The sequence below is a fragment of the Bacteroides sp. 3_1_13 genome, from assembly GCF_001185845.1.
In the GTDB taxonomy this organism is placed as follows: Bacteria; Bacteroidota; Bacteroidia; order Bacteroidales; family Bacteroidaceae; genus Bacteroides; species Bacteroides xylanisolvens.
This window is the reverse complement of sequence record NZ_KQ236955.1, coordinates 1,730,368-1,743,129: the sequence shown is the minus strand read 5'-3', so window position 1 is coordinate 1,743,129 and position 12,762 is coordinate 1,730,368. Positions and strand designations below refer to the sequence as shown.

Sequence of the window (12,762 nt, the reverse complement as noted above, 5' to 3'; positions counted from 1 at the left end):
GAGTAATTATTTACTAAACCTATACCAGTCGAAGTTAAACAGTTTGCAGCCTTTACGTCCTTTGAATACAAAATAAATATCTTGTATTCCTGTGACCGGTTTTACAATATCAGCCTGCAATGTTTTCCAGCATTCCCAACCTCCCGTTGAAGGAATAGTCAGTTCCGCAATTAATGGTCCGCTTATACTGTCTGTACGTACTTCAAGTGTCCCGCCACGAAGGGCACTGGCAACGGTAGCAGTGAACCGTTTGGGGGATTTATTGCCGAAATCCACTTCACGTACCTTTATATAATCTCCATTATGAATTTCAGATATATATATACCGGTTTTCACATTTGGTTCGGACTTCACACCTTCAGAAAAAGCGATTGTTTCAGCTTCCACCCTTTCGTAAGGATTGAGCGTACCTACCGGTGACACCCCTTCCCGGGTAGCATTAATAATCGGGAAAGTGCCGTCAGCGTTATACTTAAATTGCTCCACCGCCGCACTTCGCCCGAAGCCTCCACCACCCGGCAGCTTACCCGTATGATAGAAGAAATAAGAATTGCCTTTATAGTCTATCACTCCACAATGGTTAGTAAACGAACCCGTATCTTGTAAAGGCATGATTTCTCCCATATACTTCCACGGGCCAAGAGGTCCGTCACTCATGGAATAGGCAATATGTTCGGGTACACCTCCGGCAGCATAAAGAAGATAGTATTTTCCTTCCCGTTTATGAAGCCATGGACCTTCTGTATAAGTATCTTTATACTTAACACCTTTGACACGCTTTTCCGGATTGGGTGCACCAAAGCTCTCAACAGTTTGTTCCAGTTTGCCCACTTCACCTTTCAAGGAAATCATGTCGTCATTCAGTTCTGCATAATAGATATTCGGATTTCCCCAATACAGATAAGCACGACCGTCATCATCAATGAAGACCGTAGGATCAATATAGTCCCAGCTCCCGTCATGAAGCGGTTTGCCGATGGCATCTTTAAAAGGACCGACAGGCGAATCGCCTACCGCCACACCGATTGCCATCGTATTGGAAAGTTTGGAATGCAGGCAGACATACCAATAAAACTTACCATTACGTTCGATGCACTGTGCTGCCCAGGCACGGTCGTCCGCCCAGTCGAATGATTCGATGGCAAGAGGAGAGCCGTGATCGGTCCAGTTCACCATATCTTTGGTAGAATATACACGCCATTCCTGCATCCAGAAAAAATCCGCTTTGTCTTCATCGTGTCCCGTATACACATACAAGGTGCCGTCGTGCACCATAGGGGCCGGGTCTGTAGTAAAGCAAGTTTGCACAATCGGGTTTTGTGCCGACAGTCCTCCTTCGGTCATAACCAAAACGAGCAACAATGTGGCTGCAATAAATGTAGATTTCATTTTCATGCTATTTTCAGTGTTTAAATAAATGTGGTACAAATTCTTTCAGGCAACGTCTCCACGTGAGCCATTCATGCGCTGTGCCTTGCGATTCATAATAATCAACCTCGATACCCAGTTTCCGGAGTGAATCCACCATCTTCTTTGTTCCCATTTGTTCCTCCGTGCCACAGCCGAGAAAGAAATAATTCACTTTCTTATTGAATTTGTCCGCATCCGCAAACACTCCGTTAAAACAAGTCTTCATATCCAGACCAAAAATCGCCCCGCTGAAACTTCCGATATAAGAAAACTTATCGAGATGAGGCAGAACCGTATTGAAAGTCTGATGTCCTCCCCACGAGAGTCCTGCCATAGCACGGTGTTCGCGGTCGGTTTTCGTACGGAATGTCCGGTCTATCATAGGAATCAGGTCTTTCAGAATAACGTCATAAAAGGTGGCGCCATACAAAGCCCGCTCCTCGTTCACATCTTTTCCCGGACGCGGCCGGAACGGAGCTTCCACATCACCGCTATCCATCACCACGAGCATCGGCACACACTGACCGGATGCAATCAAGTTGTCCATAATATGATTCATCTTTCCCTGCGTACTCCAGCCGGTTTCATCTTCACCCATGCCATGTTGCAGATACAATACCGGATAGCGCTTCTTCGGATGAGTTTCATACTCTGCCGGCGTATATACCATACACCGACGGAACTCTTTCTGCATTTCGGAGTAATACGTACAGGAACGAACTTGCCCGTGAGGTACTTGTTGAGGACGATAATAATCCCCCTCTTCACCTTCAGGGATTTCGATACCACTTGCCACACGGCAACAACCGAAGAACGTGTAGCTGGAAGGATCTGTTACCGACACTCCGTCTGCTATCAAGAAATAATAATGGAATCCTACAGGCAGAGGGTTGGTCGTTGCCGTCCAGAGTCCTCCGGCATCTTTCCACATATCATACTTCTTTCCGCAACAATCCACTTGTAGCTTGGTAGCCTGCGGAGCATAGAAACGAAAATGAGCACGCCCCTCTTTATCCACCCGGGGATAGTCATATCCCGGAATATTAGTGGATGCCGGTTCGGTAGTAATCCCGGAGTTTGGTTCCTTCTCCAACAAAAGGAGTCGTTTCTCGGCATACCGCACTCCCAATTTCCTGTATCCTTCTGCCGTGAAATGCAAATTATCTTCTGCGGCAGAACAGCCCGAAGAAGGAATCACGTACGCAGTCGGAATCGCTTGCGGTAGCGTATTGATTATCTCATTCATGCTTGCACATCTGCCATTCTGGTCGGCATGTACCACTTCTCCTGCCAGTAAGGGAACATCCTTTGCCTGAAGATTCAAATCCCTCAACAGATTCTCATAGACTCTCTTTACTTTTTGAGGCCACTCTTTATCACCGGTATTAGACTCGCCTTGATGCAAGAGGATACCTTTAATCACACCGGCTTTCTGTGCTTCTACAGCCAATTCTTTTAGTCTACGGTAAGGATTATTACCATACGCTTTCGCGGTATTTTTCAGCCATTCCGGTTGAGAGGCAATATGCTCTTCGCAATTCTCCTCATCAAACAGTTCAATCCTGCAACCACCTACAGCTACATTGATGACACCTACCTTAATATTATCAGGCAGCCTTTCCACTAACGTACGTCCGAAATAATCGGCCGGTGTTAACCCTGTATGGCAACGTACCAACGGAGGAACAGCCTTATACCACTGTCCTTTGACGCGTCCCAAAGACGGACAATCAACAGCCGCCATCATCAGAAAGCGTTCATTGACATTGCATGTATCCTGGGCCTCAATCTTTGCATTTCCTTCCATATTGGATTGTCCCAGACAAAGGTAAATATGGAAATTAGGGTCTTGTGCAAAGGCAAATATGCCTGCACATAACAAACAACTTAATAATATAATCTTCTTCATCTTGTAACAAAACTGATATTATTATTCATCCATTTCGGCATACTCTTTAAACCAGTGATAAATAGCCCACGGGCACGCTTCTGGATCATTCAAAAAAGTATAGTTTCCCGGTTCACCCGCTACATCCTTAAAAGCAGCCAATTCATGAGACTTTGTAGTAAAGAACAGCCAGGAAACGTTGCCGGATTGATCGGCTATGTATTTGAAATTAGCTCCAAAACCTTCGCCTTTCGCCACTCCCGTAATACTTTTCCCCCATGTTGCATCATATTTCTTCGGTGCCCAGTCTATCTCAGTCACCATGACAGGAGCAAAACTAGCTACCGGACCTACTTGCTTGTCCCAACCACGTTGGAAAGGTTCATATCCCCCTCCTGTAGAGGAGCCATTTCCTTCACCACTGTCCTGTTCGGCATCACTTCCATACCAGCCCGGATAACAGTGTACGGCAAAACCAATATTTCCTCCTTCGATACGATGGTCTTTATAGCCACTATACTGAGATTGCCAGCCCAATCCGGGTACCCAAATGATATTGTTACAAGCATTTCCACGTATTTTATCAACAATCGCCTGAAAATACTTTTGCATATTGATGAAGCAAGCATCACCGTCACCACCATATTTACCGTCTGTACCTTTTATATGAACGGGTTCATTAGCCAACTCGAACATAATCCCGGGATTATTCTTCACAACAGCATTCTGCGATACAATGTCCCATACTTTCAGCAGAAACTCCTGATAAGAATCTCCCAACTCTATACCTAGATACCTGTTATCTTCAGTATCACCTGCATGTGGACAAACTCCCGGCGGGCGCATCACCACATACATCCCTTTAGAAATAAAATATTCCGCCATTGGGACAAATAACTCTTTCAGGTACTTCTTGAAACGTGTTTCCGAGAAACGTTCATGTCCTTCATAACGCACATAAGGCAACGTAGTATCATCACTCCAATAAGGATCCATGTGCAGACGTACAAAGTTAAATTTCCATCCGGCAGCCAGTATTTTATCCACCATACTTTTGTTATAGCTAAGACAACTGCTTACATCATAATTACTCCATGCGTTGTTATTAAAATAAGGACTATAAGTCTGCGTAAATCCATGCAAGTTGACAATTTTCCCTTGTTCATTTTTCAGATAACGTCCCTCTACATGTAAAGGAACAACCAGCTTCGGAGAATCAGGATCATCATCCGATTCATCACCGCCGGTATCATCACCGGGTGTTGTTTCTTCTGTTTTTTTTTCGTTTTCCTCTTGCGGAATTTCATCCTTGCCACAAGCAGAAAACAACAGACAAGACAAAGTTAATATACCTATTATTCTTTTCATAATTTCATCAATCTATTTAATTACATCTATTTAAAATAATAGCGGAGCTCTATCGAGAGACTCCGCTATCCGGACGAGCGTGCCTAATCTAAATCAGCATAAACTACATGATAGTTTTCTATCTCATTTATTTACTGGCAGTACCATTTCTCAAACCTTCAAGGAAACCGACATAGACAGGTTTGCGGTTGTAATTCAAATCCCACAGACCAATTGGCTGTCCTTTTCTCCAGAAGGAGTTTTCAGAAGGGCTGTCTGTCGGGCTCCAATGAGTGATGCCATATTGCTGTGCCACCGGAATAATCTCAAAATATTTCTCAATAATGAACTGATAGAAATCAGACATATTCTGCTGCATTTCGTCTGTCAGATTCTCTGTCAGTATCGTTTCACCAGCTGCATCGACAATACCCATATCCAATTCTGTGATCTTTATGAGCTTACCGGTAGAAGCTAACAGGGTAAACATATTGATAATGGCGTTTTCCTTACTAGCCTGAGTAGCAGGATTCATATAGTAAGACACATGCATTTGAGTACCGATACCGTCCACCTTTGTTTCCCCGTCAGACTCCCAACGTTCGATCCAATGTATCAAGCTCTTTAACTTCTTATTCTGATCCCAGTCGGATTCCAGATTATAGTCGTTAATAAAAAGCTTCAACTCATCAGGGTTACCACCGGACTCCGCAAAATACTTACGCGCAAACTTAATCGGAATACGGGCGTAATCATCACCCAAATAATCCTGCCAATAGAAGTTTTCACCGGAAACACCATTATCATCTGTTTGAGAAGCTGACTGAAGATCGTAATAGCCATCCCCATCCGAATCTTTTCCGGAAATAGGTTCATTCACGACATCCCATGCCTTAACATAACCACCGCAAGATTCCAACATACCTTTAATCCAACGTTCCAGTTCGTTCGTGAGGATTTCTTCTTTCTCTTCAGGAGTCAGAGGAATCGTATTACCCGACTTCTGCCAATATATAGACAAATCATCAATATAGATGGTACCGGCATACTTCCCATAATTAAAAAGAATACGAGTAGCCGCATCTCCCGTGCAGTTGGTAAATACAGTAACCTCTTCCCATTCTGTTGTAATTGGTATGGAAGGGAAGTCACCACGCCCGGCAAATCCGTCCGGTTTTTGAAAGACCGCTCCAATACTACCTGCTACACTGCCTTTAATCTTCATCTTTAAGAAATAGGTAGTCCCTTCTGTCAAAGGAGCTGAAAAATCATAGCCAGCCTGTGCCTCCCAAGAATTTACTTCCGACGGATTTGTCATTTGATGTACTCCGTCAATCACCTGCCGAGTCGAGTTATTTCCCCAACCCATCATAGCTGTTCCGCTTGAAAAGTCATCCTCTAATATATATACATTAGTTAACACGGATCCACTTTCCTGGACCTCCTCTATCCCATAAGCAAAATCAATCCAACTCGCTTTACTCCATCGGGACAGATCTTTGCTTTCTTCGAAAGTAGAGTTCATAATCAAATTTCTATCAGAGCCCGAGGCAGTCAATGTTAAATCATCAAAATACAAATCACCGCCAAACAAACCGAAACAGAACCGTAACCTATCGATATCAGCAGAAGGCGTAAACGTGAATGTGTTAGTTGACCATTGCTCACCCGCTGAAAAGGTCCCTGCACCATATTGAGTGTCAGTCCCATCTTTCTTCCCCGGCCAGAACGGAAAGGTTATAGCCGAAGAAGCCTTCATCCGCACACTTATAGTATATTCTTGATTTGCTATTAATGCTTCATCCAAATCATAATACAATTCCCAATCCCATACATTCGCTTGAGGTTTCGAGGTTTTTATATGAAGTGCGATTTCTGAACTACCAGGAACCGGTTCCGGTTCTTTATCCGCAATCAGCCCATTCAAATAAGCATTTTGCTGCTGTGAATGCCAACAGAGCGTATGCCCATAAATACTAATTCCTGTTTCTTTTGCAGTTTTCACAAACTTCTTGACTGTGCCGAAATCCATATTTCCTTTGGCATCTACACAGGAGCTATATTTCATGGCATTACCAGCCGTCACGTCGTCATAGTTGTTGACAGTCAAAGTATAAACCAAATCTTGCTTCAAGAAATCACTCACCGTGACCCCCGTTCCCAACTTGAAGTCGGGATGGGAGATACGGTCAATATATGTTTTCAAATCACCATATTCGTTCAAGTACTCATACTTTTTCAGACTCTCCGGTTTCTCTGTCTTGTAGTCCGCAAAAAGCGCATCTGCACAAGATACAGTTATTCCGGCAACCATAGCAAGCAGTAAAATTCTATTATAGTATTTCATATTCTTCTAGATTTAACGATTAATTCTTCACATAGATCGGCGTAAAATCTTCTCTTGCCACGCCACGACTATGCGCAACCAGTGTATCTTCTGTTTCAAGCTTTAATCCATTACTGAAATCCACAGTATACTTCAAATAAATGGCATCACGGTCTTTATTACCCCAACTATTCTTCTCACCGTCTTGAACAAACTTACCAGTACCAGTAGCCGTAACGCCGTCCAACCCGGAAACCACACATTCATCGCCATTAAAAACCAGCAGCAACTTATAACTGATATTACGCGGATTGTCTGTTGTCCCTAAATTGGTAGTAACTGTAAGAATGGTTTCAGTCAAAGATTTTGTTACAGTCTGACATATTTCATCATCTTCTACATACTCGTTATGGCGATCATTCTCGGTAGTTGTCCCGTTTTCTGTCACTTTGTCCACGCCATGACGCAGATACTTACCAGTCCATTTATTGATGTATTTCACACAATAAAGTACATAATCCTGTGGTTGCACCAACCACACTGACGAATTACATCTGACGGCTTCTGCCCCTTCGGACAAAGTACCATTCAAAATACGGTCAGCATTAGTCACACCTGTCATTACCAAAGGTATAACATAGGTAGCGGTCAATGCTTCGGGATCAGCAAAAAAAGCATCAGTAAATGAGACTTCCACACCATCCATCAATACATTCTTCAGAGTGATCTTATCATCAGATAATGTATAGTAGTTGGAAGGCATAGCTTTTACCGGCACATTTTCAGATGCAGAAGTATACGAATAATAAAGGTTATCACATAATGTATTGTCTACTTCAATATCTATCGTGATATCCTTCTTATTAGCATAAACACCGCCCATAGTAGCATTAATCTTACATTTATGAGCATTGTCCAGCGTCGTATCATACTCATCTTCACCCATAACCAACGTTCTCACCGGATACTGGGTTGCAAAATAGACTGAAGTGCCGCCCTCATAATCAGGAAATTCATTATCTTGATTTTCACAGGATGTCATCGTCCATGAAACAAAGACTCCAACTGACATGGCAAATATTAATTTAATTAATTTCATATGCTTCATTATTTATTATTTTACAATTATTTCCAACCGACATTCTGTTCCAGATTGCTCCACTTCATTACTTCAGCAAAAGGTATTGGCCCGTAAATCATATACTCCTCATACTTTCTTTTCTCTACCGTAAGCGGAGAGTAGTTCATTACAGAACCATTCTTGCTTATTTCCACCCCAAGAGCAGTTTCATTCAGTTTGGTCAAATCAACATTCCAGCGACGTAAATCCCAAAAACGGAAATTCTCAAAACAAAGTTCGATACGGCGTTCATTACGGATTAGTTCACGCATCTTGTCTTTATTATCCTTTATGCTCTCCAAATAAGCATCTCCATTATCGATACCTAAACCGGCACGCGTACGAATGGCTTTGATTACATCATAAGCACTAAAAAGATGTCCATGATTATTCTGTGGTCCCCAAGCCTCATTAGCCGCCTCCGCATAAATCAGAAACATCTCTGTATAACGGATACGTGCGGTATAATGCTTCTTCTTTGTATTATACTGTGAATTAGGGTTACACTCTTTACGCAATAGTTTCCGCAAGTAATAACCTGTACGAGTAGACCTTCCGCTTTCCTTATTCACAACGTCTGTATTCGTTCCGTAAGTTCCTGTAATAATTTCCGTATCACTAGGACCTTGCTTGCTACCATTGTAAACGATGTATTTTGCCAAACGCGGATCACGGTTATCATACGGGTTTTCTGCATCGTAATTGCCTGATGTTTCAGAAATAGGGTAACCGTTCGCCATAGGAAAGGCATCCACCAAATTCTGGGTAGGATTGACACGACCGTTTCCGTAAAGTGATGGAGGGAAGTTAGCTGTTTCCAATGTATTATTATCATCTGTACTACTACGCCAAATAACCTCGGCGGGACTGCCGCCCGTTCCATAATCTTTATCCGCAAGTGTATACCACTCCAATCCATCTGCATCCAGCCCGCAGCCGCCGCCACCGTTAGCTTTCTCTATAATTTCAGCAGCATAATCGGCAGCTTGTTCCCAAGTCATTCCCGACCCGCTTTGGAATGCCGGACTGGCAGCTAACAGAGCCGTTTGTGCACGGACTGCCAATGCAATCCGTCCGCTCATCAACCCTCTATATTCTTCACCACAAACACGCCGATAATCACTCGCATTCGTCACACCGATGTTTTTATATTTTTCCGGTATCTCACTATCTGCAAATTTCTTATAATCGAGCGGCAATAATTCGATAGCCTTATCAGCATCTTCCATTATTTGCTTCACGCAATCGGAATAAGTGGCACGAGCATGATTAAAATCCGCATCCGGTCCTTCCGATTTCAAAATAATAGGTACTCCCATCAATGTGCCGTCCGCAATCTTGCCACCATGTGCACGTAACAAATAATACATATGCAGTGCACGCAACCCATAAGCCTCTCCTTTCAAACGATCAAGAAACATGGTAGAGATACGTTCATCTTTTGCCCATTCTACCTTATCTACATTCTCCAAAAAAAGATTGATATACTGGATAGCATTGAAACGATTCTGCCACTGGGAAACCGGATTATTATTGGCAGTCCAGGAACCTGTAGCCATTCGCAGATAGTTACTGGAAATCTCATTAGTCACAGCATCATCCGTAGCCAAGTCACTTGTAGGTGAAGTTTCGTAAGGAAGTATAATATAAGCGTTCGCAAGTATACCCTGCGCATAGCTCGGTTCTTTATACATAGCCTCAAGATCTCTGTTGTTCTCTAGTGCCGGTTCAAACAAATCGTCACAAGCAGTCAGCAGAGGTAAGAAAGCCAATAATTTGAATATATTTTTCATAATTTCGTTCTTTAATTATTGAAATAATCTGTATTAGAAAGTTGCAGTCACACCTAAATTATAGAAGCGGCATTGCGGGCTGGAGCCAACATTCAATTCCAGCGCCTTGCGTTCCTTGGATATTGTGAGCAAATCAGAACCGCTGATATATGCGGATACTCCATGAACAAAACTATTCTTAAACCACTTGGAAGGCAGGTCATACGTGACCTGTATTTTTGCCAAACGGAAAGCATCCGTCTTATACATCCAGAAGTCGGAAGAATAAAAGTTATTAGTTCCACTTTCTGTAGTCAGACGCGGATAAGTAGCTGTTGCTGCCGTTTCCGGAGTCCAACGCCCCCGGACTACTGCCGAGTATTTATCTTCACCGGATATCCAATAATAAGACTCGTTGTTTTTCATGGCATGTCCGCCAAACTCACCTGTACCCAATACAAAGAAAGTTAATCCTTTCCATTTAGCAGTCAAGTTTATACCCAACGCCAAGGGAGCTCCATACCAACCTCCACGAGCCAGATAAACCTGATCTTTATCATCAATTATACCGTCATTATTCTGATCTACATACTTCAAATCACCCGGTCTTATTGTACCGCCAAGACGCTGTTCTGGAGAATCGATGATGTCCTGCTCATCCTTGAAGAATCCGATGCACTGTAATCCCCAAATACCGTCAACAGCATATCCTTTACGGTATTGGTATTTATCCTGATACAATTCATCCCGCTTGGTAGCTTTCGTTGTATAGTAAGTTCCGGTAACGCCCGCTGTAAAATCAACCTTGCCGAAACGTTTGTTGTAGTTTACGTTGAAATCAAATCCCATGCGACGGTCATTATCGTAGTTGATGTACGGACGAAACGAAGCAGTCGGATAATAAGTGAAGAAATACTCCGGATACTGAGTAGTAGAAGTCACGATTTTACCTTCGATTGAATTAACAAAGAAAGATGCATCCGCTGTTATCATCCGGTTCCATAAAGAAGTTTTCAGATTAACTGAAAGCTCTTTACGCTTGATAAAGCTCAAGTCTTCATTCGCCCCTTGTTTGGAGTTAGTAGAGTGTAGGGATACACTCTCGCGCCATCCCCACCATGCACCGTCCGACTGGTTGTAATAACCATCATACATATAATAGTTGTCAATTCCCAAATCCGTATTCAAGATACTACCGGACACACTCAACATCAGTTCGTCCACTACCGGAGAATTTTCCAGAAAGCTCTCGTTTGATAATTTCCAGCCCAATGTCAAAGAAGGTGAGAAAGCATTACGATGTCCCGGAGCCAACTTTGCAGAATGTATAACAGCCCCACCAAAATCGGCATAATATTTATTGCGGAAGTTATATCCCAACTGCATGCCCAAATTTACATTGCTTGTCTTATGATATTCTCCTGAATAACTTTGTTGATAACCAGAGGCTATTAACATGGCAGCCAAATGATGATCATCATTAAAAGTGTTTTCGTAATCGAACTGGCCGGAGAATAAAACAGTCTGGTTATCCGAACTGCCGCTGATATTCTGCACACCGGACTTCTTGTCCTCATTGTATTTTGTCAAACCGACAATAATATCTTTCCCGCCATTATTAGACCAGGTAGGCGCATATGTGGCATAGCTGTTATTATAAGAAGTAATATAAGCAGTAGAGTAATCTACAGAAAACCGAGTATGAAAAGAGAGTCCTTTCAACACCTTGTCCAAACCAATGTTCACTCCCGCATCAAACTGGAACGAACGATCTGTTGCTTTGCTATAACCTGAAGCATAATAATCGCCAAATACATTTGTCATATCAGATTGTGTTCCTGCCAAAAAGTATTTTCCATCAACTATATTATTGCTATTCGCCACCAAATCCCATGCACTGGCTGCATTTGCATCAATATAACTCAACGGAATCAACGGAGAAATACGATTGGGACGCAATGTAGATGCCGCACTCCAATAATAAGACCCATTGGCACTACGACGTGAATAGAAAGATACTTTAGCATTCACATAAGCTGTAATAAAGTCATTCAATGTCAAATCTACGTTACCGCGAATATTTAAACCATTGGTCCCATTATGCTTCGCTTCACCGATTTTGAAAACGTCATTGGAACGAAGATAATTTATATTCGTATAAAAATGGGCACGATGATTGCCACCCGAAATTTCGGCTGTAACATCCGAACGATTATATGCCTTCTTGATATAGTCCGACGAATACATATTCACATTAGCATAACGATAAGGATTCTCACCGGATCCATAATGGTAAATATCCTCCGCACTATAGAGAGCACCGAGCCCGTCATTGGCACGTGCTTCATTATAAAGAGTCATGTATTCGGCCGAACCTAAATATTCGGGGTAACTCTTTGCGACATAAAACCCTGTATTGGCGCGTACATCTACTTGAAGATCCGTACTCTTACCTCTTTTAGTTGTAATCATAATTACTCCTTTAGCCGCACGACTTCCATAGAGCACCACAGCTTGCGCACCTTTCAAAAAGGTTATTTGGCTGATTTCCGTAGGAGAAATATAATCAATATTGCGAGGTACCCCGTCCACCAATATCAGCTTTTCATCCATTCCCCACAATGAGTTACCATTATAACCACCGACATATCCCTGCATATCGGTCAAGCTCCATGTATTGTAATTTTTCTTCGTCAATTCCTCTACATTTACTACTGAGGCACCTCCTAATAAATTGTTCTGAGAAACCTTTCGGAAAGCCACCTGCACCAACGAATCGTTTTGCAGCGAACTTGCATTATCCCCTGCCAACTCTTGTGCACCGGCAGAAATAACAACCGGAAAAACAAGCACTGCACTGAGAATGAATCTTCTATATATATGTTTCATTGTTTATTCA

Annotated in this window: 6 protein-coding genes and 1 pseudogene; all 7 read right to left on the bottom strand. The window is 42.6% G+C overall.

Annotated elements, in window-relative coordinates; genetic code table 11:
• Nucleotides 1–6: 6 nt before the first annotated feature.
• The 7 genes and pseudogenes from HMPREF9009_RS06195 to HMPREF9009_RS06165 all read right to left on the bottom strand — a co-directional run bounded on the left by HMPREF9009_RS06195 (nucleotide 7) and on the right by HMPREF9009_RS06165 (nucleotide 12,752).
• Nucleotides 7–1,395: a glycoside hydrolase family 43 protein gene (locus tag HMPREF9009_RS06195; RefSeq protein WP_049701724.1), complete on the bottom strand. Its 1,389-nt coding sequence runs from the start codon at nucleotides 1,393–1,395 to the stop codon at nucleotides 7–9.
• A gap of 7 nt (nucleotides 1,396–1,402) precedes the next feature.
• Nucleotides 1,403–3,319: a sialate O-acetylesterase gene (locus HMPREF9009_RS06190; RefSeq protein ID WP_049701723.1), complete on the bottom strand. Its 1,917-nt coding sequence runs from the start codon at nucleotides 3,317–3,319 to the stop codon at nucleotides 1,403–1,405.
• A gap of 33 nt (nucleotides 3,320–3,352) precedes the next feature.
• A pseudogene (locus HMPREF9009_RS06185) lies at nucleotides 3,353–4,666 on the bottom strand (glycoside hydrolase family 5 protein); the annotation flags it as partial.
• A 127-nt stretch (nucleotides 4,667–4,793) separates the two neighbouring features.
• The gene (locus tag HMPREF9009_RS06180) at nucleotides 4,794–6,992 is read right to left on the bottom strand and encodes an endo-1,4-beta-xylanase (protein WP_004324537.1); all 2,199 of its coding nucleotides are present in this window, start codon (nucleotides 6,990–6,992) and stop codon (nucleotides 4,794–4,796) included.
• Nucleotides 6,993–7,011: 19 nt separating this feature from the next.
• Complete coding sequence (locus HMPREF9009_RS06175) at nucleotides 7,012–8,070, bottom strand: DUF5627 domain-containing protein (protein ID WP_008024360.1); 1,059 nt, start codon at nucleotides 8,068–8,070, stop codon at nucleotides 7,012–7,014.
• Nucleotides 8,071–8,096: 26 nt separating this feature from the next.
• Nucleotides 8,097–9,884 carry a RagB/SusD family nutrient uptake outer membrane protein gene (locus HMPREF9009_RS06170; protein ID WP_008024359.1) on the bottom strand — a complete coding sequence of 596 codons (1,788 nt, stop codon included), beginning with the start codon at nucleotides 9,882–9,884 and terminating at the stop codon, nucleotides 8,097–8,099.
• Nucleotides 9,885–9,917: 33 nt separating this feature from the next.
• A complete protein-coding gene (locus tag HMPREF9009_RS06165) occupies nucleotides 9,918–12,752 on the bottom strand; it encodes a SusC/RagA family TonB-linked outer membrane protein (RefSeq protein WP_049701721.1) in 2,835 nt (944 codons plus the stop codon).
• Nucleotides 12,753–12,762 lie beyond the last annotated feature (10 nt).